Here is a 24,562-nt window from a genome sequence, read left to right as displayed (position 1 = left end):
GCGGCCCGCCCGGTTCTGGACTGAGTGGAGCGGGGGAGCGAAGCGGAGGAGCGGAGGGAGGGAAGAACCGGGCCAAAGGGGCCGCGAACCCGCCGGAGCGAAGCGGAGGCAGATAGATACAGAAACACCGCGACGCCCGCCTGCACGGGGCAGACGGGCGTCGTCAGGGAAGCTACTTGGACTCGGCCTTCGACGGGCGCTTGCCGTAGCGAGCCTCGAAGCGAGCCACGCGGCCACCGGTGTCCAGGATCTTCTGCTTGCCCGTGTAGAACGGGTGGCACTGGGAGCAGACCTCGACCGTGATCTGGCCGGTCTCCTTGGTGCTCTTGGTCTGGAAGGTGTTGCCGCAGCCGCACACGACCGTCGTATCGACGTACGTGGGGTGAATTCCTGCCTTCATGGGTGTCCTTTCAACTGGTCCCGGGTCGCCTCACACGGCGTGAACCGGTACCGACTAGGCATGGTTGCCAAACGGAAAGTATAGACACTCCGCGAGGCCGAAATATTCCGGCCCCGGAGCCCACCCGAACGACGGGTCGTGTGAACAGTCACCCCTTCCGCGACGGGTTTCGATGCCCCTGATTTTCGGGGGTCCCCTACCGCCTCCGCCCCCAAAACTGCGGGCACGCAGAAGGTTCGGGCTCGAGTCAGGCTGGAAGTCGAGTAGTTCGCTACTCGGGAATGCGAACAACAGTGTTCATAGAGTAGTCGCAGGTGAGAGGCTTACCACTACCGGGAGGACAGCTGTGACCAGGAAGGACGCGTTCGCGGGGGTGGTCCTGGCGGGGTTGGCTCTGGCGGTGGTCGTGGGCTGGTGGTTCGCACCCGGGGAGCCGGGCGGTGGGACGGGGCAGGCCTCGACGGCGCCCGCCGGGTCGCACGGGGACGGGACCACCCTCATCCATACGGCGGCCACGGCATCGGACAGCGGGGCCGGCGCCGTGACCGCCACCATTCTCGGATTCATGATCGCGGGGGCGATGCTCATCGGCCTCTTCTTCCACAGCCCCCGTCCGGTGCCGATCCTGCCCCGGAAACAGCAGCGGCCCCGCCGAAGCGGGGCCGTCACTGTCAATGTCGTTCTACGACAACTTTATTCGTCGATCGCGCCGGGCGCGGTCTTGGAGACCGTCATCAGGAACTCGACGTTGCTCTTGGTCTTCTTGAGTCGATCCACGAGCAGATCGATGGCCTGATGCGAATCCAGACCGGACAGCACGCGCCGGAGCTTGTGCAGGACCGCGGCCTCGTCGGGCGACATCAGTAGATCGTCGCGGCGGGTGCCGGACGGGTTGACGTCGACCGCGGGGAACACGCGCCGCTCGGCGATCTTGCGATCGAGCTTGAGCTCGGCGTTGCCGGTGCCCTTGAACTCCTCGAAGATGACCGTGTCACCGGTGGAGCCGGTCTCGACCATCGCGGTGGCGATGATCGTGAGCGAGCCGCCGTTCTCGATGTTGCGGGCCGCGCCGAGGAACCGCTTGGGCGGGTACAGCGCGGTGGAATCCACACCACCGGAAAGGATTCGGCCCGACGCCGGGGACGAGTTGTTGTACGCGCGGCCCAATCGGGTGATCGAGTCGAGCAGCACGACGACGTCCTGACCCATTTCCACCAGGCGCTTGGCCCGCTCGATCGCGAGCTCGGCGACCGCGGTGTGATCGCCCGGCGGGCGATCGAAGGTCGAGGCGATGACCTCGCCGCGCACCGAGCGCTGCATATCGGTCACTTCTTCGGGACGCTCGTCCACCAGCACCACCATGAGGTAGCACTCGGGGTTGTTCACCGCGATGGCGTTCGCGATGTCCTGCATGATCGTGGTCTTACCCGCCTTGGGCGGGGACACGATCAGCGCGCGCTGGCCCTTGCCGATCGGCATGATCAGATCGATGATGCGCGTGGTCAGCTTGTTGGGCGTGGTTTCCAGGCGCAGTCGCTGATTCGGGTACAGCGGGGTGAGCTTGTTGAATTCCGGTCGGCGCTTTGCGGATTCGATATCCGAGCCGTTGATGGAATCCAGCCGCACCAGCGGGTCGAACTTCTGCCGCTGGTTGCTCTGATCGCCGTCGCGCGCCGCGCGCACCGCACCGGTGACCGCGTCACCGCGGCGCAGGCCGTTCTTGCGCACCAGGTTCATGGACACGTACACGTCGTTCGGCCCGGCCAGGTACCCGGAGGTCCGCACGAACGCGTAGTTGTCGAGCACGTCGAGGATGCCGGCGACCGGCTGCAGGACGTCGTCCTCGCGGATCTCCAGCTCGCGGCTCTCGCGGCTGCTGCCGCTCTCGCCCGCCACGCCGTCCCGGTCACGCCCGCGACGCCGCTCCCGGAAGCGACGACCCCGGCGACCGCGGCCGCCTTCCTCGTCGTCGTCGGCGGCGCGATTGCGATCGCGGTCGTTGTTGCCGCCGCGCGCGGTGCCGTTCTGGTTCTGCTGGTTCTGGCCGCCCGACTGCTGGTTGTTGCGGTCGCGACGACGCTCACCGCCCTCGGACTCCGGCTTCTCCGCGGCGTCGGTGGCGCCGGCGTCACCGGCGTTGCCGGCCCCGCCGCGCTGCTCGCGGCCACGGCGCTGGCGGCCCCGGCCGCGCTCGCCGCGTTCGCGGGTCTCCTCGCCGCCGTCGGCCCGATTGCCTTCGGCCTCTTCACGCTTCGCCTCGCGGGGCTCGGCGGACTTCTCCGGAGCGGACCCGGCGGTCGCGGGCGCTTCGGCCTGCGCGCGGGTGTCCTCGGCCTTGGCGGCCGGGCTCTCGGTCTTGGTGGCCTCGCTCTTCGCGGCCTCGGCCTTCACGGCGGGGGTCTCGGCCTTGGCGGGAGCGGCCTCGGCCACGGCGGACTCGCCCTTGGCCTTGGCGTCGGTGCGCTTGGCGGTGGACTTACCGCTCACCGCGCCGCCGCTCACGACGGCCGACTTGGCCGATCCACCCGACTGATTTTCCTTGATGGCGGCGATGAGATCACCCTTACGCATTCCGGAAGTGCCTCGAATACCGAGTTCCCCCGCAAGCGCACGCAATTGCGGCAACAACATTCCAGTCAGCCCCGATCGTGCGATGTCAGTGTGTTCGCTCATCTTCGAAATCTGTCCGGATTCACTATCGCGATCCGAGGAGTTTGAATCACTTTCCACCCCGGGTGTCGCGAGCAGGTCCGTCTCTGTCACGGAAATCCTTTCCTTCCCTCGACCGCCGTGTGCCTGATCGAGGGTTCCTCCTGCAGTCCGGTCTGATGCCGGACTCGGATGCCGTATCGCCTGTCCCGCCGGATCGGTGGGGGTACCTCCGCGTGGGCCTGCCCACCGAGTGAAAAGGCGGGAGAGATCATCCCAGTTGACTGGCTACCCCCAAGTTTCGAGCCTCAAGCCTCGAGCCTGAGCAAGGAGCCTCTGGAGCGATTGCCCTAATGAAGCACCGGCGTCTGACGCGCACGATGTACGGACTCGCTCAGGATAGCTCCCACCCTTTACATCGGCAAGGCAGGCACGCGGTCAATCCACCAGCACGCCGTCGGCGATGCCGGGTTCGAGAACACGCAGGCCGTCGGCGATCGCGAGTTCACGCAGTTCCGCAGGGAATTCGCTGGTCCCGAGGGCCAACACCGTCGGACCGGCGCCCGACACGGTGGCGGCGATGCCCGCCGCGCGCAGCCGTTCGATCCATTTCGTCGTCAGCGGCAGCGCGGAGGCGCGGTAGCCCTGGTGTAGCCGATCCTGTGTAGCGGCCATCAGCAGGTCAGGGCGCTGCGTCAAGGCAACTACCGACAGCGCCGCGCGACTCGCGTTGAAAGCCGCGTCACCGTGCGGCACGGTGTCGGGCAGCAGACCGCGGGTGTGCGCGGTGGAGGACCGCTCCTCGGGAATGAGCACGACCGGGCGCAACGACGGGTGCGGGTCCAGCCGCACCGCGCGGTACACGCGCTGATGGTGTTCGGCGGTGCCGTTGAGCTCGCCGCGCTGGTCGGTTTCGGTCCAGGACACCACGATTCCGCCGAGCACGCTGGCGGAGGCGTTGTCGGGGTGGCCCTCGAACTCCGAGGCCAGCTGCACCATGACGGTGTCGTCATAGGCCAGTCCGGCATCGAATTTCGCGGCGAGGCCGCGGCCGGCGGCCAGTCCGCCGACCACCGCCGAGGCCGAGGATCCCATACCGCGCGAATGCGGAATCACGTTGCGGCACACCACGTCCAGGCCGTCCGCCCAGACGCCCGCGGCCTGCAGGCCGCGCTCGATGGCCCTCACCACCAGATGCGAAGGGCCCCAGGGCACGTCGTCCGCGCCCTCACCCTCGACCCGGATGTTCAGCCCGGACTCGGTGGTGGTCACCGAGATCTCGTCGTACAGCCCCAGAGCGATTCCGAGGGAATCGAAACCCGGGCCCAGATTGGCGCTGGACGCGGGGACCCGCACCGTGACCGAGATTCCGGCGGGCAGGGTGCGAGTCATCACCTGACTCTCGCGCGAATTCACTCAGGCCAGCTCGAGTTCGCGGGCCACGGCCACCGGGTCGACACCGATGGGGGTGATCTCCGGCATGCCCTTGAGCGCGTTGTCCGGGTCCTTGAGACCGTTGCCGGTCACCGTGCAGACCACGGTCAGGCCCGGCTCGAGCCAGCCTTCGGCGCGCGCGGCGAGCAGACCGGCGACCGAGGCCGCCGAGGCGGGCTCGACGAAGACGCCCTCGGTGGCCGCGACCAGGCGGTACGCGGCGAGGATCTCGTCGTCGGTGGCCGCGCGGAACGCGCCCCCGGACTCTTCCTTGGCGGCCACGGCCTGGTTCCAGGACGCGGGCGCGCCGATGCGGATCGCGGTCGCGATGGTCTCGGGATTCTTCACCGGAGCACCGTTGACCAGCGGCGCGGCGCCCGCGGCCTGCACGCCGAGCATGCGCGGCAGCGACGTGGTGACACCGTCGGCGAAGTACTCGTTGTAGCCCTTCCAGTACGCGGTGATGTTCCCGGCGTTGCCGACCGGGAGCACGTGCACGTCGGGGGCCTTGCCGAGCACATCGGCGATCTCGAAGGCCGCGGTCTTCTGGCCCTCGATGCGGTACGGATTGACCGAGTTCACGAGGCCGACCTCGGGGAACTCCGCGGTGACCTTGCGCGCCAGTTCGAGGCAGTCGTCGAAGTTGCCCTCGACCTGGATGATCTTCGCGCCCAGCATGACCGCCTGGGCCAGCTTGCCCATGGAGATCTTGCCCTGCGGGATCAGCACCGCGCAGTGCATGCCGGCCCGGGTGGCGTACGCCGCGGCCGAGGCCGAGGTGTTGCCGGTGGAGGCGCACAGCACGGCCTTCTTGCCGCTGGCCTTGGCCTCGGTCATGGCCATGGTCATACCGCGGTCCTTGAAGGAACCGGTCGGGTTCGCGCCCTCGACCTTGAGGTACACCTCACAGCCGGTCAGCTCCGACAGGTGGGTGGCGGGCACCAGCGGGGTGCCGCCCTCGAACAGCGTGACGGGCTCCCAGTCGGCGCCCAGCGGGAGCCGATCCCGGTACGCGGCGATCAGACCCGGCCACGGGGTATGCGTGGCAGCTGTCGTACTCATTCCTCGGTGCCTTCCAATCTCAGAACACTGGTCACGGATGTGACGGAGTCCAGCTCGGCCAACGCGGCCACGGTATCGGCCAGCGCGGATTCCAGCGCGTGGTGGGTCACCACGACCAGGCGGGCGCCGACATCGTGCCCTTCCTGGCGAACCGTCGAAATGCTGACCCCGTGCTTGGCGAACTCGCCCGCCACCGCTTCCAGTACACCGGCGCGGTCCGCGACCTGCATGTTCACGTGGTAGCGGGTGGGGGTGTCACCGACAGCCGCGATCGGCAGCTCAGCATAGACCGATTCGCCGGGCGCGCGGCCACCGTAGAACTTGTTGCGCGCCGCCATCACCAGGTCGCCCATGACGGCCGAGGCGGTGGGCGCGCCGCCCGCGCCCTGTCCGTAGAACATCAGGCGGCCGGCGTTCTCGGCCTCCACGACCACCGCGTTGAACGCGCCGCTGACCGAGGCCAGGGGGTGCTTGCGCGGGATGAGCGCCGGGTAGACGCGGACCGAGATGGATTCCTTGCCGCTCTCGTTGGTGACGCGCTCGGCCATGGCCAGCAGCTTGACCGTGCAGCCGACGGCGGCGGCGGTTTCCAGATCCTCGGAGGTGATCTTGGAGATGCCCTCGCGGTAGACATCGGCGGAGGTCACGCGGGTGTGGAAGGCCACCGAGGCCAGGATCGCGGCCTTGGCGGCGGCGTCGTAGCCCTCGACATCGGCGGTCGGATCGGCCTCGGCGTAGCCCAGGCGAGTGGCCTCGGCGAGCACGTCGCCGTAGTCCGCGCCGGTCTCGGCCATGGCCGAGAGGATGAAGTTGGTGGTGCCGTTCACGATGCCGACCACGCGGTTCACCCGGTCACCGGACAGCGACTGGATGAGCGGGCGCACGACCGGGATGGCCCCGGCGACCGCGGCCTCGAAGTACAGGTCGGCCCGGTTGTTCTCGGCCGCGCCGGCGAGCTCGCCTGTGTAGTCGGCCAGCAGCGCCTTGTTGGCGGTGACGACGGACTTGCCCGCCTCGAGCGCCGACTTGATCAGGGCGCGCGCGGGGTCGATGCCACCCATGACCTCGACCACGATGTCCACGTCGTCGCGGGCGACGAGCGCCTCGGCGTCGGTGGTGACGAGCTCGGGGGCCAGGCCGCGATCCTTGCTCGCGTCGCGCACGGCCACGCCGCGCAGCACGACGGGGGCGCCCACTCGGTTGGTCAGGTCATCGGCGTGGTCGCGGATGACGCGCACCACCTCCGTGCCGACCGTGCCCATGCCGAGGACCGCGATTCCGATGGGATGATCCGATCCCCACACGTCACCTTTGGTGCTAGCCACCTCGGTCATGCATTCACCTCCAAGCTGAGTAGGTCCTCCACCGTTTCACGACGAAGGATCAAGCGCGCCTTGCCGTCTCGCACAGCGACCACGGCGGGACGCGTGAGCATGTTGTAACGACTCGACATCGAGTAGCAATACGCGCCGGTCGCCGCCACCGCAACCAGATCCCCCGGGCCGACGTCGGCCGGGAGCCAGGTGTCACGAATGACGATATCCCCACTCTCGCAATGCTTTCCGACCACACGAGCGACGACCGGATTGGCATCGCTGGATCGCGAGACCAGTCGGCAGTCGTATTCGGCCTGGTACAGCGCGGGCCGGATGTTGTCGCTCATGCCTCCATCGATGCTGACATAGCGACGGCGCAGGCCCGCATCCAGGACCACGTCCTTGGTGGTGCCGACCTCGTACAGGGTGACCGTGCCCGGCCCGGCGATGGCCCGGCCCGGTTCGACCGCGATGGTCGGGACCGGCAGGCCCGCGCGCTCGGCCTCTTCGGCCACGATGCGGCGCAGCTTGGCCGCGAAGTCGTCCAGGGCCGGCGGATCGTCGTGCGGCAGGTACGAAATACCAAGGCCGCCACCGAGATCCAGCACGCTGATCTGCGCGGCGCGCTCGACGCCGAACTTGTCGACCGCCTCGCGCAGCAGGCCGAGCATGCGGCGGGTGGAGATCTCGAAACCGTCGATCTCGAAGATCTGCGAGCCGATGTGCGAGTGCAGGCCCACCAGGCGCAGGTTGTCGGACTCGAAGACCCGCGCGATGGCCTGCATCGCGTCGCCGCTGGCGATGGAGAAACCGAACTTCTGGTCCTCGTGCGCGGTGGAGATGTACTCGTGGGTGTGCGCCTCCACGCCCACGGTGACGCGCACCAGCACCTCGGCGACCTTGCCGGCCGCCTTGGCGACGGCCTCGAGGCGGTCGATCTCGATCAGCGAGTCCAGCACGATGTGCCCGACCCCGGCGGCAACGGCCGCTTCCAGCTCGGGAACCGATTTGTTGTTGCCGTGCAACGCGATTCGCTCGGCGGGGAAGCCCGCGTGCAGCGCGACGGCGAGCTCGCCGCCGGAGCACACGTCCAGGTGCAGGCCCTCGTCGCGGATCCAGCGCGCGATCTCGCCGGACAGGAACGCCTTGGACGCGTAGTGCACCCGCGCGCCCGCGCCGAAGGCGCGCACCATGTCGCGGCAGCGCGAACGGAAGTCGTCCTCGTCGATGACGAACAGCGGGGTCGCGAACTCCGAGGCCAGCTCGTGCACTGGCACCCCGGCCAGCCGGACCACGCCGTCCTCGTCACGGGAGGCGTTGCGGGGCCAGACATTCGCGGGCAGATCGATCATCTGCCGCGGATTCTCGGGCCGCTCGGGCAGATTCGGCGCGGGCGGGATGTCGGCGTGCCGGGGACCGGCGGGATGGGCACTCATTACATACGCTCCGGAGCACTGACGCCTAGCAGGCCGAGGCCGTTGGCGAGAACCTGACGGGTGGCTTTGACCAGCTCGAGGCGGGCCGCGTTACGGGGACTGACGGGCTCGTCTCCCAGGGGGAGCACGCGCATGTCCTTGTCGGATTGGAAGGGGTGGTACGCGCCGGCGAGTTCCTCGAGGTAGCGCACCACCCGGTGCGGTTCGCGCACCTCGGCGGCGGTGGCCAGCACCCGGGGGTACTCACCGAGGGTGCGGATCAGCTCGCCCTCGCGATCGGCGGTCATGAGCGCGAAATCCGGTGCGACCGAGTCGAAGTCGAACGCCGCCGCGTTGCCGATGATGTTGTTCGTGCGAGCGTGCGCGTACTGCACGTAGTACAGCGGATTCTCGTTGTCGGCCTTGGTCCACAGATCGAGGTCGATGTCGATGCTGGAGTTCACCGAGGACCGCACCAGCGAGTAGCGCGCGGCGTCCACGCCGATCGCCTCGACCAGATCGTCGAGGGTGATCACGGTGCCCGCGCGCTTGGACATCTTCACCGACGCGCCGTCCTTGACCAGGTTCACCATCTGGCCGATGAGGACCTCGACGGTGTTCGGGTCGTCGCCGAAGGCGGCCGCCGCCGCCTTCAACCGGCCGATGTAGCCGTGGTGGTCCGCGCCGAGCATGTAGATGCACAGGTCGAATCCGCGCGAGCGCTTGTTCTGGAAGTACGCGATGTCGCCGCCGATGTACGCGGAGTTGCCGTCGCTCTTGATGACGACGCGATCCTTGTCGTCACCGTATTCGGTGGAGGCGATCCACCACGCGCCGTCCTTCTCGTACAGGTTGCCCGAGCCCTTGAGCGTCTCGAGCGCCTGCTCGACCGCGCCGGAGGCGAACAGCGCGCTCTCGTTGAAGTACACGTCGAAGTCGACGCCGAAGTCGTGCAGGTCCTGTTTGATCTGCGCGAACATGAGCTCGACGCCCTCGCGGCGGAACAGCTCGTGCCGTTCGGCCTCGGGCAGGCCCGGCGCCTCGGGGTGCGCGGCCACGACCGTGGCGGCGATGTCGTTGATGTACGCGCCGCCGTAGCCGTCCTCGGGGGTCGGCTGCCCGGTGGCCGCGGCGACCAGCGACTTGGCGAACCGGTCGATCTGCGCGCCGTGGTCGTTGAAGTAGTACTCGCGGGTGACGGCCGCGCCCTGGGCGGACAGGATCCGTCCGAGCGCGTCGCCGACCGCCGCCCAGCGGGTGCCGCCGAGGTGAATGGGCCCGGTGGGGTTGGCGGAGACGAATTCGAGGTTGATCTTCTGGCCGCCGAGGGTGTCCGCGGTGCCGTACGCCGCGCCCGCGGTGAGGATCTTCTCGATGATCGCGCCCTGGGCGGCCTTGGCGAGGCGAATGTTCAGGAACCCGGGACCGGCGACCTCGGCGACCTCGATGCCCTCGGCCTGACCCAGCGCCTCGGCCAGCAGGCCGGCGAAATCGCGGGGGTTGATTCCCGCCTTCTTGCCTACCTGCATGGCCACATTCGTGGCATAGTCACCGTGCTCAGGGTTGCGGGGACGCTCCACCTTGACCTCGTCGGGCAGGACCGCGGGGTCGGATCCACGTTCGACAAGTACCTTCGCAGCGGTTGCGCGAAGGAGATCTGCAAGGTCAGCTGGAGTCACGAGTCACTATCCTATGGTCTGAGCAGGTGAACGCCGCGAGCGGGCACCTACCGGGCAGGCGCCCAGCAAACGATGCGGCCGCACCGTTTGATTGTCCGACACGTCGAAGAGAGCACAACGAGCTATGCCGAGCAGGACCAGTGCCAAGTCGGCCAAGGCCGTGAAGGCCGCGGGCAAATCTTCGCGTTCCTCCCGTAAGGGCGGGAACGGCAAGCTGCCCAACCAACGAACCATTCCCTGGATGACGATCGCCGCCGTGGTGGTGGTGCTGGGTCTGATCGGCGGTATCGCCGCGGTCCTGGTGCCCAAGTACCAGGCTCGCGAGGAGCTCAAGAATCCGTCGGCGTACATCGACGGCGTGGTCAAGAAGGATTATCCGGCGGGTCTGCACGTGGCCGCCACCCAGCGGGTGGCCTACGACCAGGCGCCGGCCTTCGGTGGCCCGCACGACGGTTCGTGGGCGAACTGCATGGGCACGGTGTACGCCAAGGCGATTCGCACCGAGAACGCCGTGCACTCGCTCGAGCACGGCGCGGTCTGGGTCACCTACAACCCGGACAAGGTCGACGCGGCGGGGATCGAGACCCTGAAGTCGAAGGTCGAGGGCAAGCCGTACTCGCTCATGTCGCCGTATCCGGGCCTGGATTCGCCGATCGCGCTGCTGGCGTGGGGCCATCAGCTCAAGCTGGACTCGGCCGACGACGCGCGGGTCGACAAGTTCATCAAGAACCTGCGCCTGAACGAGAACACCTACCCGGAGGTCGGCGCGAGCTGCTCGAACCCGACCTTCGACGCGGAGAACCCGCCGCCGTTCGATCCGAGCGCGCCAGGCCCCGACGCGGTGCCCATGGACGGTAAGGGCCTGACCCAGGATCCGACCGAGCTCGGCGGCGGCGCGAGCCCGTTCGGCAACGGCCTGTCCGGCATTCCGGGGCTGGAGAACATCCCCGGCATGGAGACCGTCCCCGGCGGCGTGCCCGCTATTCCCGCGCCCACCGACGGCCCGGCCCAGCCCGCCGGTCCGACCGAGCCCGCCGAGCCGGCCGCCCCGGCTCCGGCCCAGTAATGCCGCCCTTGCTCGCACACGACGAGTCCGGCGACCACGAATCGACGGCTCCTGCCCGGGAGCCGGGCCGCGGTCAGCGGCCCGCGCTGCTGGTGCTCGGGGTGATCGCGCTCGTGCTGCTGGGGTTCGCGGCGGGTCTGCTCGTGGGCAACCGGGACACCGCCGCGGCCGCGGGTTCGGTGGATATCGGCTTCAGCCAGGACATGTCGGTGCATCACGCGCAGGCGGTGGAGATGTCGGCCATCGCGCTGGCCGGTTCGGACGATCCCGCGATCAAGCGGCTGGCCTACGACATTCTGACCACCCAGCAGAATCAGGCGGGCCGCATGCAGGCGTGGCTGTCGCTGTGGGGCGAGCCGCTGCTGCCGTCCGACGGCTACATGGGCTGGATGAGCGACGCGAGTTCGCATCACGGCGGCGGGCAGCACACGGGCCCGGTGCCGTCCATGCCGGGCATGGCCTCGGAGCAGGAACTGGCGACCCTGCGCACGGCGACCGGCGCGACGCTGGACAAGCTGTTCCTGCAGCTCATGCTGCGGCACCACCAGGGCGGCATGCCCATGATCGAGTACGCCGCCCAGCGCGCGGACACCGATCAGGTGCGGCACCTGGCGGGCAGCATGGCGAAAACCCAAGCCGGCGAATCGCAATTGATCACCCAGATGCTCGCCGAGCGCGGCGCGACCCCGCTCCCGATGAACTGAGCACGAGCCGTTCGCGGCGCCCGGCCGGGCGCCGCAAAACGCCCGGTCCGAAAACCTTTTTGGCCCAGCGCACCCGATGCGCTACGCTTTCGGAGCCCGCTCGGAAGCCAGATGGTCCGAGGGGTTCTACCCCGCCCTCGTAGCTCAGGGGATAGAGCGTCTGCCTCCGGAGCAGAAGGCCGCAGGTTCGATTCCTGCCGAGGGCACCGGATGGTAAGGCCCCGACCATGTTTCATGGTCGGGGCCTTACTCGTTCCGGGGAGCGGGCACCCTGCCCGGGATATACACCGGACGGTGCCACCACGCAGCCGTTTCCTTGCGGGTTCCGGGACCGACAGAGCGGTATGTTTCTGGACATGTCGGACATCGAGGCGGTGCATGCGCGACGGCCGCGGCACACGCCGCGCCGGCGGTCCGGATTCGTCGCCGCGACGGCCTTGGCCGCGGCGATCGTGAGTTCACCGGTCGCCATCCGGCCCGCCGCCGCGACCCCGGTGGTCGACGACTCCCCCGACCTGTCGTTCTATTCCGCGCCGGACGACCGGATTCCGGGACCGCCCGGCTCGATCATCCAGATCCGGGCCGTCATCGGCGATCCCGGACTGCCGAACGCGCGAAACTACCTGCTGCTGTACCGATCCGTCGACATGCAGGGCATGCCGGTGGCCGTCTCCGGCACGGTGGCCGTCCCGCAGGGCAGCCCGCCGCCGGGGGGCTGGCCGCTCATCTCCTGGGCGCACGGCACCACGGGGGTGGCCGATGTCTGCGCGCCGTCGCTGGACGCCTCCGAGCTGTATCCGGCGCGGGACTACACCGCGCTGGTGCGGCAGGTGCAGGCGCGGTGGATCGCCGCCGGGTACGCGGTCGCGCAGACCGACTATCAGGGGCTCGGCACCCCGGGCCCGCACGGCTATCTCATCGGGACGGCCGAACAGCGCGCGGTGACCGATATGGCCCGCGCCGCACGCGAACTCGAACCCGAGATCGGCAAACGCTGGGTCGCCATGGGGCATTCGCAGGGCGGGCAGGCCGCGATCTTCGCCAATGCCCGGGCCCAGGAGTGGGCGCCGGAACTGCGGTTGCTCGGCGCGGTCGCACTGGCCCCGGCCTCACATCAGGGCGTGGGGCTGCAGGCGGCTCAGCTGGCGACGGTGGCGGGCGTGCCGAGCGCGGGCGCCGCGCTCGCGGGTGAGTCGACGGCCTTCCTGCCGTTGATCATTCGCGGCGCGCAGACCGTCGCCGACATCGATCCGGGCAGATTCCTGACCGCCCAGACCACGGCGATGGTCTCGCTCGCGGACGCCAGCTGCATCGGCGGCCTGCGCGGCCCGCAGGCGTGGGGCGGTCTGGCCATGAACGAGGTCTTCGATCCCGAGGGCGATATGAGCGCGCTGACCGACGTGCTCAACGAGAACGATCCCGGCGCACTGACTTTCACCCGCCCGCTGCTGGTGCTGCAGGGCCGCGAGGACACGGTCGTGCCCGCGGTGGCCACCGATTCCCTGGTGGCGAAGCAGCGCCTGGCGGGACAGCCGGTGCAGTACCGCGGCTACGCGGGCGCGGATCATCGCGGGGTGCTCGAGGCGTCCTACGACGACGCGCTGCTGTGGGTCAACGCGCGCTTCGCGGACTGAATCCCGCTCGGCCGCAGGCGATACAGCAGCACAGTGCCCGCCGCGCAGCCGAGCGTGACGGCCAGCGCCGTCCAGCCGGGGGTCGCCGACACGACGCCGCTCGGGTCGCGATACCACCGCGGCGAGTAGGCGATGCGCCCGAAGCTGCTGCCGCGCACAGCGACCACCAGGCACGGCACCACCAGCGCGGCAAGCGCGACCACCATGCTGGTCGGGGCCACCGGCGCGGGGCCGGCGAAGCAGTAGCCCAGGAGCAGGCCCAGTGCGGTGATGCCGATGATCGGGACAACAGCGCCGGTGTGCGCGTAATCCGCGGTCAGCGCGGCGAACACCGCCAGCAGTCCGATTCCGGCGAAGCCCAGCCACGGCGAGAAGCCGCGCCTGCCCAGATAGAAGCCCAACAGCACGCCGCCGACCTGCATGAACACACTCCAGTCCGGGCGCGGCACGGTGAATATGGCGCTGCCGGAGTTGGCGACCGCAACCGCGAGCAGCACGTACCGCCCGTCGCGACCGGGCAGCACGAACGCCGCGAGCAGTGTCGCGAGCAAGGTGACCGCAGCGGCGAGCGCGATGTTCGTCACGGTGCCCGGTTGCCGCACGAACCAATCGGTGGACACCGCGATAGCCATCACGAGCACCAGCGCTGCCGTGATCGGGGCGATCGGCAGATCGGCGGTCTCGGCGTCGGGCTCCTCGCTCGGGCGCTGCACGCTCATCCCGGCGGCCAGTGCGAGTACCGCGAGCAGTAGCAACCAGATCGGCGGCGTGCCGACCGAGAGCCAACCGGCGAACGAGGATTCACCGTCCGCGTCGGGCAGCGCGGTGAGGTCGCCGAACAGGATGGCGCCGAGCGCGCCGACGAGGAACGCCATCGAGGTGAGTCGCCGGCCGCAGGCGGCCACCGCGAGGGCGCCGAGCAGGATGCCGCCGAAGATCGAGTCGATGTAGTTGACGGTGATGAGCGTGCCGGTGAAGGAGGAGTTCAGATTCCAGACGTGATCGGCGAGCAGGATCGTCGCCGAACTGAGGGAGATGAGCCAGGCGGCCCGGCGCCCGAGCGCCACCGCGAGCGCGGCGGCCACCACCGCGAAGATCGCCCCGGCCGCGGCGGCACGGGGCATGTTGAGTACCAGCATGTCCAGTTCGAGCGGGCCGCCGTCGGACCACGCGAGATCGAGTGGGGCCATGAGCAACAAACCGGCGACCACCGCGCCGAGAAAGGCGGACAGGACCTCGGCCAGATTCGCGAAACGACGTAGCTCAGGCACGACCGCCATATCCATCGGATATCCCAGGGCGGACTTCGCGCCCATACCGTCACCTCTCATCGGTGATGCGACGCTTATCGCGCTACAGCATTTCGAGCAGCTAACCGATCCCGAGGTTAACAGCCAGTGCCCATACCGGAGAGGGTGAGTGAAATTGCCCACATTCACACCGGAGGCGGACGGGCTGCGCGAATGGGCATCGACTGCGCCACGGCGAGCCGGGGCCTACCCCATCTTTCGACGCCGGCCCGGAACCGAGAACCCCGGGCATCGTGCGATTCGAGCACATCGCCGAGCCTGCGAATCTCACCGCGTCCCGGCGGTGGATTCATGACGGCGGTGTCGCTCAGGCGCAGCGGAAGCGGAACGTGGCGACGGCGGTGAGCCCTGGAACCACGGCCACCTGCTGCACGGGGTCGCCGTCGACCATGCAGCCGGACAGCTCGCCCGCCCGCACCGCGTAGCAGCCCGCGCCGGCCGGGAGCGTGGCCGCGCCGGTGACATCGGTCGTGACGGTCGACAGGGCGGGGCCGCCCGCGCACGGCGTGATCTCGGCGGTGACACCGGCGATCGGGAACTCCTCGGGGCCGTAGACCGCCCGCACCTGCACCCCGGCCGCGGCGGCGGGTGGCTGCGCGGCGGCGAGCGGGGCGGCCGCGAGCGGGGCGGTGAGAACGGCGAGAACGGCGAGCGTGCGGCGCACGGGCACTCCTTCGGGATCGAGCCGGGCGAATTCGCCCTCGCGCCAATATATGTGGTGGGCGGCCCCGCGCGGCCGTCGCGCGGCCCACGGAACGTCGTGCGCAGCGGACGCGGATCCCGCCGGGACACAATCGTTGTGGCGTAAGGTGCGGGCAGTTCACTGCCAGGACGATCGAAGGAACCCGATGACCCTGCCGCCCGGCGGACAACCGCACAGCCCCGCCCCGGATGTCGAGCACCCCACCGGAACCCGGGGCGGCGGGCGCAGACCACTGCTGATCGGCGTGCTCGTCGCGGCGGTCGTGGTGGTCGGCGGCGGCGTCGCGGCGACCCTGGCCCTGGGCGGCAAGTCCGATCCCACCGCCGCCGAGCAGATCGAATCCGCGATCCGCGATTTCTACGGCACCCTGTCCGCCGACGGCCCGTCGGTGGCGGTCGAGCAGGCGTGCGCCGCCGATCGCGCCGAGTTCGCCGCGCTGCCGGACGCGCAGAAGGCCGCCGCCGATCGCGGCAAGTTCACGATTCGCATTGTCGGCGTGGCCGATATCGCCATCGCCGCGGAGACCGCGACCGCGCAGATGACGGGTTCGCTCGCGCTGGCGGGCGCCGAGGACAAGACCACGACGGCCACCGAGCACCTGCGCCTGGAATCGGGCACCTGGAAGGTCTGCTCCGCGGACGGCAAGTAGCGCGGGAAACGAACGCGCACACACGAATCAGGCCCCCACGGCGAACCGTGGGGGCCTGACCCTTCCAGAGCGAGCGGCGGGAGTCGAACCCGCGTATACGGCTTTGCAGACCGCTACCTGGCCACTCGGTCACACCCGCATCGTCATCAATAATGACCTGCGCCAATGTGATTGCCCAGGGTTGGGATCAGCGTGATTTCAATGCGCTCAGGGCGCGGGCGGCGGCTCCGGGGCGGGCGGGGCCGGGGGCGCCTCGGGGCCCGGCGGGGGCGGCGGTGCGTCGGGAGCCGGTTCGGGCGCGGGGGCCGGGGGCGGCGGTGCGACGGTGGTGGTCGGCAGTGTCGTGGCGGTCTCGGCGATCGCGTCCGGCCCGGGGGCGGTGGTGTCCGCGCGCGGCGGGGCCACCGGGTCGATGCTCGGGTTGGAACAGGTCGCGCCCGGCTCGGGGTGCGTGTAGTCGTTCACCCGCAGCGCGGTGATGAAGTGCTCGATGCGCTCGTCGCGCGGGTCGGCGAGTTTGATCTGATGACCCCAGGACTGCAGCGAGATGGGGGTGGTCAGGCCGGGGTACGGCGACATGAACATGTAGGGCTTGCCCACGACCAGCGTCTTCAGCACCGCCTGCCCGTCGGCGTCGAGGGTCTCCGGGTTGTAGGTGATCCAGACGGCGCCGTGTTCGAGGGAGTGCACCGCGTTCTCGTTGCGGACCGCGACCGCGTACTCCACACCCGTGCACGGCAGCCAGGAGCCGTCGTGCGGACCGCCGAACGGCGGGGACTGGGTGTAGGCCACCCGCTGCTGCCCGGTCACGTGCAGGCCGGCGGGGTAGTCCTTGCGCACGACGCCCGGGATCCGCTCGGAGGGATCCCGGTCACCCTTCGTCGGGGCGAATTCGCTTGCGCCCGCTGCGATGTCGTCCTCCGCTGCGGCCGATCGCTGCAGTGACCAGACGATGACGCCCACCGAGAGCAGCAGGGTCGCCGCGGCCAGCCCCAGGATCTGGGTGCGCCGATTGCGCTGAGGTGGCTGCGAGTTGGGGAAGGGCACCATGTAGGGGCCCGGTGCGGAGTCGGATTGCGGGTCGGGCGGGTTGATCACGTACTGCCTCCTGTTCGCGCGCAACAGTACGACACCGGATCGGGCTCGGTGCGGCGGAGTTTGCCCGGATCGCGTGCGATGATCGATGTCATGTCCCGGCCACGTCCCCTGCCACTGGATCCTATCGAGGAGGCACACCGCCAGTGGACCGAGCACGGCTGGGGTGAAGTCGCAGATGGGATGGCCGCGGTCACCTCGCTGGTGCGCGCGCAGCAGATCGTGATGGCCCGGGTGGACGAGGCGCTCAAGCCGTCCGGGCTGACCTTCTCGCGCTACGAGCTACTCATGCTGCTGGGTTTCAGCAAAACGGGCGCCCTGCCGATGGCGGTGGCCAGCGCGCGCCTGCAGGTGCATCCGACCAGCGTCACCAACACGGTCGATCGGCTCGAGGCGGCGGAGCTGGTGAAGCGGGTGCCGCATCCGAGTGACCGGCGGGCGACGCTCATCGAAATAACCGATGCCGGAAGGGAATTGGTAGCCAAGGCCACCACCCAGCTGAACCGGCAGGTCTTCGCGAACGCGGGCCTGGCGCCGGATCGTTTACAGCTGCTGCTGCAATTGCTGGCGGAATTCCGGCAGACGGCGGGCGACTTCGACAGCGGTGGCGCGCCGACCCGCTGGGCCGGGCAGTAACCGTCCAGCATCCGAGCAGCCAATTTCCTGCGTCATAGTCTTGGAATCGGGCCGCAAAGGGTTCACCATGGAGGCCATGGTGCTGGTCCTCGGGGTGTCCGCCGGTGCGGCCGGTGCGCGCGCCATGCTGACCCATTCCGATCAGCCCCATCTGCCCCCGATCGATCGGTGCGAGGTCGAGCGGCGCGCGGGCGGCGCGCTGGAAGAGGGCGTGTTCGAGGCCATTCGGCTCATGCGTAAATCCGCGGCCCGCCGCGACGAGTTCATCACCGGCATAGCCGTGACCTGTCGCTGTTCCGCGCACGCCGAGGCGGTGCGCACGACCGCGGGCCGCAATCGCCTGACCGTCATCGACGAGCCGGTCGCCCAGCTGCGCTATCTGCGGTTCACCGGCCGGCTGCCCGCCGAGGGTTCGATCCTGCTGTACGACCTCGGCGCGTCGGGTCTGACGCTGACCCAGATCGACTGCCGCACCGACGCGATCCTGGCGACCAAGCGCAGTCCCGTGCTCAGCGGCGACGGTCACGATTCGCTGCTGCGCTGGCAGCTGGTGCGCAGCGGGGTCACGGTGGATCTGGGCACGAGCCGCCGCTGCAAGGAGGCGCTGGCCGCCGAACGGGTACTCACCGTGCAGGATCCGGTGACGGGTCAGCGCGCGGTGCTGACCCGCAGCGATTTCGCCGATCTGGTGTCCGCGGGCATCCACCATTCGGCCTCGTTCGTGCGGCAGATGGTCGAGGAGACCGGTGTGCACCCCACCGGCATGGCCCTGCTGGGCGGCTGTTCGCGCAGCCGGAGCATTCGCGACGGCCTGGAGCAGCAGCTGGACCTGCCCCTGATCTACGATCCCGAGCCCGAGTTCGTCTCCACCCGCGGCGCGGTCCTGCTGGCCGCCGAACGCCCATCCGCCCGCCGCGTCCGCAGTGTCCGCTTCAATCCCGTTCCCGCCCTACGGGCTCAGGTGGAGGCCCCGGTGTCCCGCCGCAAGGTGGTGGCCGCCATCGCCGTCACGGCGACGCTGGGCGGCACGATCGCGGGCGCCCTGGCGATGGACCGCAACGGCGATCACCCGGACAAGCCCGCGACGGTGGAGGTCGTCGGCCCGCCCAGACACGGCTGAATCCGGTTCGCCCGTACCGGTTTTCGCCGCGCAACGGCGGACGTCCCGCCATCCGTGCGGAGGGCGGGACATCCGGTGTGGCGCGAGGCAAACTCGCGAGTCCTACTTGTGGCTGAAGTTGGCGGGCCGCTTCTCGACGAACGCGGTCATGCCTTCCTTCTGATCCTCGGTCGCGAAGAGCGAGTGGAAGACCCGGCGCTCGAAGCGCAGGCCCTCGCCGAGGGTGGTCTCGAAGGAGCGGTTCACCGCCTCCTTCGCGATCATGACCGACGGCAGGCCCATGCCGGCGATGGTCTCGGCCACCTCGAGGGCGGTCGCGACCAGGTCGGCGGCGGGGACGATGCGCGAGACCAGGCCCGCGCGCTCGGCCTCCTCGGCGTCCATGTTGCGGCCGGTGAGGATCAGGTCCATGGCCTTGGCCTTGCCGACGGCGCGGGTCAGGCGCTGCGAGCCGCCCATGCCGGGGATGACGCCGAGCTTGATCTCGGGCTGGCCGAACTTGGCGGTGTCGGCCGCGAGCAGCAGATCGCACATCATGGCCAGTTCGCAGCCGCCGCCCAGGGCGTAGCCCGCGACCGCGGCGATGATCGGCTTGCGGAAGGCGGTCAGGCGATCCCAGCCGGCGAAGTGGTCGGTGAGGAACATGTCCATGTAGGACTTGCTCTGCATCTCCTTGATGTCCGCGCCGGCCGCGAAGGCGCGCTCGGACCCGGTGAGCACGACGGCGCCGATCTCGCTGTCGTTCTCGAGCTCGTCGAGGGCGGCCGAGATGTCGGCCAGGACCTGCGAGTTCAGCGCGTTGAGGGCCTTCGGCCGATTGAGCGTGATGAGCGCGACCCGCCCCTTGCGCTCGAGCAGAATGGTCTCGAAGTCACTCACGCGTTGTCTCCTCCAGATCGCTTACGGATATCGGTGACGATAGCCGAGAAATCCTTGCCCGCTTCGTCCTGGTTGAAGCGGTTGTAGATCTCCGCCGCCAGCAAACCGATCTGTCCGTCGACACCGTTGGCCTGCAACGCGTTCGCCGCCAGACCGAGGTCCTTGGTCATGAGCGCGGTCGCGAAACCCGGCTTGTAGTCGTTGTTCGCCGGGCTGGTCGGCACCGGACCCGGCACCGGGCAGTACGAGGTCAGCGCCCACGACTGCCCCGAGGCGGTGGAGACCACGTCGAAGAACTTCTCGTTGGTCAGCCCGAGCTTCTCCCCCAGCACGATGGCCTCGGACAGCCCGATCATCGAGATGCCCAGGATCATGTTGTTGCAGACCTTGGCGGCCTGGCCGACGCCCGCGCCGCCGCAGTGCACGACCTTGCCGCCCATGACCTCCAGCAGCGGCAGGGCCGCGGCGAAATCGGCGTCCGCGCCGCCCACCATGAAGGTGAGGGTGCCCGCCGCCGCGCCCGCGACGCCGCCGGAGACCGGGGCGTCCAGGGCGCGGTGTCCCGCCGCCGCGGCGAGTTCGGCCGCGGCCTTGGCGTCGCCGACGTCGATGGTCGAGCAGTCGACGAACAGGGTGCCGGGCCGGGCCGCCGCCAGGATCTCGCGGTAGAGGTCGAGCACGATGCGCCCGTTGGGGAGCATGGTGATGACGATCTCCGCGTCGGCCACGGCCGCGGCGGTGGTCTCGACGACGGTCGCGCCGTCGGTGCGCGCCTGCTCCTGCGCGGCGGGCACGGGGTCGTAGGCCAGGACCTCGTATCCGGCCTTGACCAGGTTGGCGGCCATGGGTCCGCCCATGTGGCCCAGACCCAGGAATCCGACCTTCTTGCCGATTTCAGTGCTCACAGGGAATCCTTTGCGATCAAACCCAATTCGCGATCCCCGAGGTCGCCGAAGTAGGCGTCCACGTCGGCGGTGGTGACGTCGGCCAGGGTCGCGGGCGACCACTGCGGATTGCGATCCTTGTCGATGACCTGGGCGCGAATGCCCTCCACCAGGTCGTGGGTGTTCAGCGAGGCGGCCGAGACCCGGAACTCCTGGTTCAGCACCTCCTCGAGGCTCGCGGCGGCGCGGGCGGCGCGCAGCGAACGCAGCGTGACCTTCAGGGCCACCGGCGATTTGGCGAGTACGTCGGCGGCGGCCTTGGCGGCCTCCGGCGTGCCGTGGCCGCGCAGGCGGTCCACGATCTCCTCGACGCTGTCCGCGCCGTAGCAGGAGTCGATCCACCCGGCCTGCGCCACGAAGTCCGACACCGGCGCGGGCTGCGCGAATTTCGCGATGGCCACCTCGACCTCGTTGGCGCGCAACGCCTCCAGCAGGTCCGGCAGCTGTTCGGACGGCACGAAGTAGTCGGCGAATCCGGCCGCGATGGCGTCCCCGGCGCTCATGCGCGCGGTGGTGAGCGCCACGTGGGTGCCGATCTCGCCCGGGGTGCGGGCGAGCAGGTAGGTGCCGCCCACGTCCGGGATGAAGCCGATGCCGGTCTCCGGCATGCCGATCATGGAGCGTTCGGTCACGATGCGGTGGCTCGCGTGCCCGGACAGTCCGACGCCGCCGCCCATGACGATGCCGTCCATGACGGCGACGTACGGCTTGGGGTAGGCGCCGATGAGGGCGTTGAGGATGTACTCGTCCCGCCAGAAGCGCCCGCTCGGCGAGTCCGCCGCGACGTAGGGCGAATCACCCTGTGCCACGGCCTGCTTCGCGTCGTTGTGGATGGCGACGATGTCGCCGCCCGCGCACAGTCCGCGCTCGCCGGCGCCGGTGAGCACCACCGCGCGCACCTCGTCGTCCGTCGCCCAGTCCCGCAGCGCCGCGAGGATCGTGAGCGCCATGGGGTGGTTCAGGGCGTTGATGGCGCGCGGCCGGTTCAGCGTGATCAGGCCGAGCCCGTCGCGCTTGTCGATGAGCACTTCGGCTTCGGACGTACCCACAGTTTCGCTCATGCCGCTCCTACCACCGAGCGGGCGACGACCACCCGCATGATCTCGTTCGTGCCTTCCAGAATCTGATGCACCCGCAGGTCGCGGACGATCTTCTCGATCCCGTATTCGGCCAGGTAACCGTAGCCACCGTGCAGTTGCAGGGCCTTGTTGGCCACCTCGAATCCGGCGTCGGTGGCGAATCGCTTTGCCATGGCGCAGAGTTCGACCTTGTCCGGCGCGTCGGCGTCCAGCGCGGCCGCGGCCCGCCACAGCAGCGTGCGGGCGGCCTCGAGGGAGGTGCGCATGTCGGCCAGATCGAACTGCAGGGCGGTGTTGTCCAGCAGCCGGGACCCGAAGGCCCGGCGCTGGGCCATGTAGCCGACGGTCCGGTCGAGCGCGAACTGCGCGCCGCCGAGCGAGCAGGCGGCGATGTTGAGCCGCCCGCCGTTGAGCCCGTTCATCGCGATGCGGAACCCGTTGCCCTCGGCGCCGAGCAGGTTGGCCGCGGGCACCCGGGCCTCGTCCATGATGACCGCGCGGGTGGGCTGGGCGTTCCAGCCCATCTTCTTCTCGTTCGCGCCGAAGGACAGCCCGGGGGTGTCGGCGGGCACGATGAACGCCGAAATGCCCCGCGCGCCTTCGTCTCCGGTGCGCGCCATGACGACGTACACGTCGGTGCTGCCGGCGCCGGAGATGAATTGCTTGACGCCGGTGAGCAGATAGTCCTCACCGTCGCGAACGGCCCTGGTGCTCAGGGCCGCCGCGTCCGAGCCGACGCCGGGTTCGGTGAGCGCGTAGCTGGCCAGCAGGTCCATGGAGGTCAGGCCCGGCAGCCACCGATTGCGCTGTGCGTCATCGCCGTAGCTGTCGATCATCCACGCCGCCATGTTGTGGATGGAGATGTAGGCGGCGATGGCGGGGCAGCCGGTGGACAGCGCCTCGAAGATCCGCACGGCGTCCAGCCGGCGCAGCTCCGAGCCGCCCACGTCCTCGCGGACGTAGATGCCGCCCAGGCCGAGCTGCCCGGCCTTGCGCAGCACGTCGATCGGGAAGTGCTTGCGCTCATCCCAATCCAGCGCGTCGGGGGCGAGCAGCTCGTCGGCAAAGGCGCGGGCGGTCTGCACGATCGCCTGTTCGTCTTCGTCGAGTGTGAACATCGATCAGTCCATGGTCGGGATGACGAACGCGTTGGACTCCTTGAGACCGGAGGGCCAGCGCTGGGTGACGGTCTTGGTCTTGGTGTAGAAGCGGATCGAGTCCGGGCCGTGCTGGTTCAGATCGCCGAAGCCGGAACGCTTCCAGCCGCCGAAGGTGTGGTAGGCGATCGGCACCGGGATCGGCACGTTGATGCCGACCATGCCGACCTGCACGCGCGCGGCGAAGTCGCGGGCGGTGTCGCCGTCGCGGGTGAAGATGGCGACGCCGTTGCCGTACTCGTGCTCGTTCGGAAGCCGCAGCGCCTCTTCGTAATCCTTGGCCCGCACGATCGTGACGACCGGGCCGAAGATCTCTTCCTTGTAGATGCGCATGTTCTCGGTGACATGGTCGAAGAGCGTTGCCCCGGCGAAGAATCCGTCCTCGCCGCCCTCGACCACGAGGCCGCGGCCGTCGATGACGAGTTCCGCGCCCTCGTCCACACCGATCTGCACGTAGTTGTTCACGCGGTCCACGCCGTCCTGGCCGACGAGCGGGCCGAAGTCCGCGCCCGGGTCGTCCGAGGCGCCGACGTTGAGCTTCTCCACGCGCTCGACGAGCTTGGCGCGCAGGCGATCCGCGGTCTCCTCACCGACGGGCACCGCGACCGAGATGGCCATGCAGCGTTCGCCGGCCGAGCCGTATCCCGCGCCGACCAGCTGATCGGCGACGTCGTCGAGGTCGGCGTCCGGCATGACGATGGCGTGGTTCTTCGCGCCGCCGAAGCACTGGGCGCGCTTGCCGTTCGCGGTGGCGGTCTCGTAGATGTACTGCGCGATCGGGGTCGAGCCGACGAAGCCGACGGCCTTGATCCGCTCGTCGTGCAGGATGGTGTCGACGGCTTCCTTGTCGCCGTTGACGACGTTGAACACGCCCGCGGGCAGCCCGGCCTCGAGGAACAGCTCGGCGAAGCGCAGCGGCACCGAGGGGTCACGCTCGGAAGGCTTGAGCACGAAGGCGTTTCCGCACGCGAGCGCGGGCCCGGCCTTCCACAGCGGGATCATGGCCGGGAAGTTGAAGGGCGTGATGCCGGCGACCACGCCGAGCGGCTGGCGCATGGAGTAGACGTCGATGCCGGTGCCGGCGCTCTCGGTGTACTCGCCCTTGAGCAGGTGCGGGATGCCGGTGGCGAATTCGATGACCTCGAGGCCGCGCTGGATGTCGCCCTTGGCGTCGGGGATGGTCTTGCCGTGTTCGCTGGACAGCAGCGCGGCGAGCGAATCCATCTCGTCCTGCACCAGGGTCAGGAACTTCATCAGGACGCGGGCCCGCTTCTGCGGATTGAACGCCGCCCACTCGCGCTGGGCGTCGGCGGCGTTGGCGATGACGGCCTCGACCTCGGCCTTGCTCGCCAGCGGTACGCGCGCCTGCACCTGCCCGGTGCTGGGGTTGAAGACGTCCTTGAAGTTGCCGGAGGTGCCGGGGACGTGCTGCCCGCCGTAGAAGTGGGTGAGTTCGCGAACCATGCCAGTCCTGTCTCGAATCGCCGCCGTCGCATCGCCGAGGGCCGATGCCGGCGCCGCACGCGGATCGCGCGGGTGCTAGGCCACCATATAGTTGGACATCCAAGTAATTCCAGAGCGTTTGCTGTGGCGGATATCACGTCGACTTTGCTTTGACGTCCTACTATTGG

The 24,562-nt window shown here is 69.3% G+C and carries 21 protein-coding genes and 2 tRNA genes; 7 read left to right on the top strand and 16 right to left on the bottom strand.

The window, feature by feature from the left end; genetic code table 11:
* Nucleotides 1–172: 172 nt before the first annotated feature.
* From rpmE to argS, 7 genes are all read right to left on the bottom strand, one after another.
* Nucleotides 173–400 carry a 50S ribosomal protein L31 gene (gene rpmE, locus ACWIGI_RS13005; protein WP_454202561.1) on the bottom strand — a complete coding sequence of 76 codons (228 nt, stop codon included), beginning with the start codon at nucleotides 398–400 and terminating at the stop codon, nucleotides 173–175.
* Between the two features lie 693 nt (nucleotides 401–1,093).
* Nucleotides 1,094–3,073 carry a transcription termination factor Rho gene (rho, locus tag ACWIGI_RS13000; RefSeq protein ID WP_454202560.1) on the bottom strand — a complete coding sequence of 660 codons (1,980 nt, stop codon included), beginning with the start codon at nucleotides 3,071–3,073 and terminating at the stop codon, nucleotides 1,094–1,096.
* A 414-nt stretch (nucleotides 3,074–3,487) separates the two neighbouring features.
* Nucleotides 3,488–4,441 carry a homoserine kinase gene (gene thrB / locus ACWIGI_RS12995; RefSeq protein ID WP_454202559.1) on the bottom strand — a complete coding sequence of 318 codons (954 nt, stop codon included), beginning with the start codon at nucleotides 4,439–4,441 and terminating at the stop codon, nucleotides 3,488–3,490.
* Nucleotides 4,442–4,465: 24 nt separating this feature from the next.
* Nucleotides 4,466–5,545, bottom strand: a complete 1,080-nt coding sequence (gene thrC / locus ACWIGI_RS12990; protein ID WP_454202558.1) for a threonine synthase — start codon at nucleotides 5,543–5,545, stop codon at nucleotides 4,466–4,468.
* Nucleotides 5,542–6,879 carry a homoserine dehydrogenase gene (locus tag ACWIGI_RS12985; protein ID WP_454202557.1) on the bottom strand — a complete coding sequence of 446 codons (1,338 nt, stop codon included), beginning with the start codon at nucleotides 6,877–6,879 and terminating at the stop codon, nucleotides 5,542–5,544. Before ACWIGI_RS12985 ends, thrC begins: the two co-directional genes overlap by 4 nt.
* Nucleotides 6,876–8,297, bottom strand: coding sequence for a diaminopimelate decarboxylase (gene lysA / locus ACWIGI_RS12980; RefSeq protein ID WP_454202556.1), 1,422 nt, complete (start codon nucleotides 8,295–8,297; stop codon nucleotides 6,876–6,878). The genes ACWIGI_RS12985 and lysA overlap by 4 nt, the downstream gene beginning before the upstream one ends.
* On the bottom strand, nucleotides 8,297–9,955 hold the full coding sequence (gene argS / locus ACWIGI_RS12975) for an arginine--tRNA ligase (protein ID WP_454202555.1): 1,659 nt from the start codon (nucleotides 9,953–9,955) through the stop codon (nucleotides 8,297–8,299). The genes lysA and argS overlap by 1 nt, the downstream gene beginning before the upstream one ends.
* A gap of 124 nt (nucleotides 9,956–10,079) precedes the next feature.
* On the opposite strand from argS, the gene ACWIGI_RS12970 reads away from it, so the two are divergent.
* The 4 genes from ACWIGI_RS12970 (at nucleotide 10,080) to ACWIGI_RS12955 (ending at nucleotide 13,359) form a co-directional block, all read left to right on the top strand.
* On the top strand, nucleotides 10,080–11,021 hold the full coding sequence (locus ACWIGI_RS12970; protein ID WP_454202554.1) for a DUF3105 domain-containing protein: 942 nt from the start codon (nucleotides 10,080–10,082) through the stop codon (nucleotides 11,019–11,021).
* Nucleotides 11,022–11,029: 8 nt separating this feature from the next.
* The gene (locus ACWIGI_RS12965; RefSeq protein ID WP_454202553.1) at nucleotides 11,030–11,725 is read left to right on the top strand and encodes a DUF305 domain-containing protein; all 696 of its coding nucleotides are present in this window, start codon (nucleotides 11,030–11,032) and stop codon (nucleotides 11,723–11,725) included.
* Nucleotides 11,726–11,858: 133 nt separating this feature from the next.
* Nucleotides 11,859–11,931 (top strand) — tRNA-Arg (locus ACWIGI_RS12960).
* Between the two features lie 150 nt (nucleotides 11,932–12,081).
* Nucleotides 12,082–13,359 (top strand): lipase family protein, encoded by a 1,278-nt coding sequence (locus tag ACWIGI_RS12955; protein WP_454202552.1) that lies wholly within the window; start codon nucleotides 12,082–12,084, stop codon nucleotides 13,357–13,359.
* Here the strand turns inward: ACWIGI_RS12955 and ACWIGI_RS12950 are convergent.
* Both ACWIGI_RS12950 and ACWIGI_RS12945 read right to left on the bottom strand, forming a co-directional pair.
* Nucleotides 13,314–14,675, bottom strand: coding sequence for a hypothetical protein (locus ACWIGI_RS12950; protein WP_454202551.1), 1,362 nt, complete (start codon nucleotides 14,673–14,675; stop codon nucleotides 13,314–13,316). The genes ACWIGI_RS12955 and ACWIGI_RS12950 overlap by 46 nt on opposite strands.
* Before the next feature lie 301 nt (nucleotides 14,676–14,976).
* The gene (locus tag ACWIGI_RS12945; protein ID WP_454202550.1) at nucleotides 14,977–15,333 is read right to left on the bottom strand and encodes a hypothetical protein; all 357 of its coding nucleotides are present in this window, start codon (nucleotides 15,331–15,333) and stop codon (nucleotides 14,977–14,979) included.
* A gap of 184 nt (nucleotides 15,334–15,517) precedes the next feature.
* Here ACWIGI_RS12945 and ACWIGI_RS12940 point away from each other — a divergent pair, with 184 nt between their 5' ends.
* Nucleotides 15,518–16,021 (top strand): Rv0361 family membrane protein, encoded by a 504-nt coding sequence (locus ACWIGI_RS12940; RefSeq protein ID WP_454202549.1) that lies wholly within the window; start codon nucleotides 15,518–15,520, stop codon nucleotides 16,019–16,021.
* Nucleotides 16,022–16,089: 68 nt separating this feature from the next.
* Here ACWIGI_RS12940 and ACWIGI_RS12935 read toward each other — a convergent pair.
* A tRNA-Cys gene (locus tag ACWIGI_RS12935) sits at nucleotides 16,090–16,160 on the bottom strand.
* Nucleotides 16,161–16,228: 68 nt separating this feature from the next.
* Entirely contained in the window at nucleotides 16,229–17,119 is an 891-nt protein-coding gene (locus tag ACWIGI_RS12930; RefSeq protein ID WP_454202548.1) for a DUF3105 domain-containing protein, read from the bottom strand.
* A 90-nt stretch (nucleotides 17,120–17,209) separates the two neighbouring features.
* On the opposite strand from ACWIGI_RS12930, the gene ACWIGI_RS12925 reads away from it, so the two are divergent.
* A complete protein-coding gene (locus ACWIGI_RS12925; RefSeq protein ID WP_454202547.1) occupies nucleotides 17,210–17,752 on the top strand; it encodes a MarR family winged helix-turn-helix transcriptional regulator in 543 nt (180 codons plus the stop codon).
* 67 nt (nucleotides 17,753–17,819) lie between these two features.
* A complete protein-coding gene (locus tag ACWIGI_RS12920; RefSeq protein WP_454202546.1) occupies nucleotides 17,820–18,872 on the top strand; it encodes a hypothetical protein in 1,053 nt (350 codons plus the stop codon).
* Between the two features lie 102 nt (nucleotides 18,873–18,974).
* Here the strand turns inward: ACWIGI_RS12920 and ACWIGI_RS12915 are convergent, their stop codons facing one another.
* The 5 genes from ACWIGI_RS12915 to ACWIGI_RS12895 are packed head-to-tail and all read right to left on the bottom strand — an operon-like array spanning nucleotide 18,975 to nucleotide 24,395.
* A complete protein-coding gene (locus tag ACWIGI_RS12915; protein ID WP_454202545.1) occupies nucleotides 18,975–19,751 on the bottom strand; it encodes an enoyl-CoA hydratase in 777 nt (258 codons plus the stop codon).
* Nucleotides 19,748–20,644 carry a 3-hydroxyisobutyrate dehydrogenase gene (mmsB, locus tag ACWIGI_RS12910; RefSeq protein ID WP_454202579.1) on the bottom strand — a complete coding sequence of 299 codons (897 nt, stop codon included), beginning with the start codon at nucleotides 20,642–20,644 and terminating at the stop codon, nucleotides 19,748–19,750. The genes ACWIGI_RS12915 and mmsB overlap by 4 nt, the downstream gene beginning before the upstream one ends.
* An 8-nt stretch (nucleotides 20,645–20,652) precedes the next feature.
* Complete coding sequence (locus tag ACWIGI_RS12905; protein ID WP_454202544.1) at nucleotides 20,653–21,756, bottom strand: enoyl-CoA hydratase/isomerase family protein; 1,104 nt, start codon at nucleotides 21,754–21,756, stop codon at nucleotides 20,653–20,655.
* On the bottom strand, nucleotides 21,753–22,892 hold the full coding sequence (locus ACWIGI_RS12900) for an acyl-CoA dehydrogenase family protein (protein WP_454202543.1): 1,140 nt from the start codon (nucleotides 22,890–22,892) through the stop codon (nucleotides 21,753–21,755). The genes ACWIGI_RS12905 and ACWIGI_RS12900 overlap by 4 nt, the downstream gene beginning before the upstream one ends.
* 3 nt (nucleotides 22,893–22,895) lie before the next feature.
* Nucleotides 22,896–24,395 carry a CoA-acylating methylmalonate-semialdehyde dehydrogenase gene (locus tag ACWIGI_RS12895; protein ID WP_454202542.1) on the bottom strand — a complete coding sequence of 500 codons (1,500 nt, stop codon included), beginning with the start codon at nucleotides 24,393–24,395 and terminating at the stop codon, nucleotides 22,896–22,898.
* Between the last annotated feature and the right edge of the window lie 167 nt (nucleotides 24,396–24,562).

The organism is Nocardia sp. NPDC055321 (assembly GCF_053645575.1).
The sequence above is the reverse complement of the archived record's forward strand: the minus strand, read 5'-3'. Positions and strand labels throughout refer to the sequence as shown.

Excerpts from the sequence above, each read along its gene's own strand:
- rpmE (WP_454202561.1), bottom strand. The coding sequence starts at position 400 with ATGAAGGCAGGAATTCACCCCACGTACGTCGATACGACGGTCGTGTGC.
- rho (WP_454202560.1), bottom strand. The coding sequence starts at position 3,073 with ATGAGCGAACACACTGACATCGCACGATCGGGGCTGACTGGAATGTTG.
- thrB (WP_454202559.1), bottom strand. The coding sequence starts at position 4,441 with ATGACTCGCACCCTGCCCGCCGGAATCTCGGTCACGGTGCGGGTCCCC.
- thrC (WP_454202558.1), bottom strand. The coding sequence starts at position 5,545 with ATGAGTACGACAGCTGCCACGCATACCCCGTGGCCGGGTCTGATCGCC.
- ACWIGI_RS12985 (WP_454202557.1), bottom strand. The coding sequence starts at position 6,879 with ATGACCGAGGTGGCTAGCACCAAAGGTGACGTGTGGGGATCGGATCAT.
- lysA (WP_454202556.1), bottom strand. The coding sequence starts at position 8,297 with ATGAGTGCCCATCCCGCCGGTCCCCGGCACGCCGACATCCCGCCCGCG.
- ACWIGI_RS12970 (WP_454202554.1), top strand. The coding sequence starts at position 10,080 with ATGCCGAGCAGGACCAGTGCCAAGTCGGCCAAGGCCGTGAAGGCCGCG.
- ACWIGI_RS12955 (WP_454202552.1), top strand. The coding sequence starts at position 12,082 with ATGTCGGACATCGAGGCGGTGCATGCGCGACGGCCGCGGCACACGCCG.
- ACWIGI_RS12950 (WP_454202551.1), bottom strand. The coding sequence starts at position 14,675 with ATGGGCGCGAAGTCCGCCCTGGGATATCCGATGGATATGGCGGTCGTG.
- ACWIGI_RS12940 (WP_454202549.1), top strand. The coding sequence starts at position 15,518 with ATGACCCTGCCGCCCGGCGGACAACCGCACAGCCCCGCCCCGGATGTC.
- ACWIGI_RS12925 (WP_454202547.1), top strand. The coding sequence starts at position 17,210 with ATGTCCCGGCCACGTCCCCTGCCACTGGATCCTATCGAGGAGGCACAC.
- ACWIGI_RS12920 (WP_454202546.1), top strand. The coding sequence starts at position 17,820 with ATGGAGGCCATGGTGCTGGTCCTCGGGGTGTCCGCCGGTGCGGCCGGT.
- ACWIGI_RS12905 (WP_454202544.1), bottom strand. The coding sequence starts at position 21,756 with ATGAGCGAAACTGTGGGTACGTCCGAAGCCGAAGTGCTCATCGACAAG.
- ACWIGI_RS12900 (WP_454202543.1), bottom strand. The coding sequence starts at position 22,892 with ATGTTCACACTCGACGAAGACGAACAGGCGATCGTGCAGACCGCCCGC.
- ACWIGI_RS12895 (WP_454202542.1), bottom strand. The coding sequence starts at position 24,395 with ATGGTTCGCGAACTCACCCACTTCTACGGCGGGCAGCACGTCCCCGGC.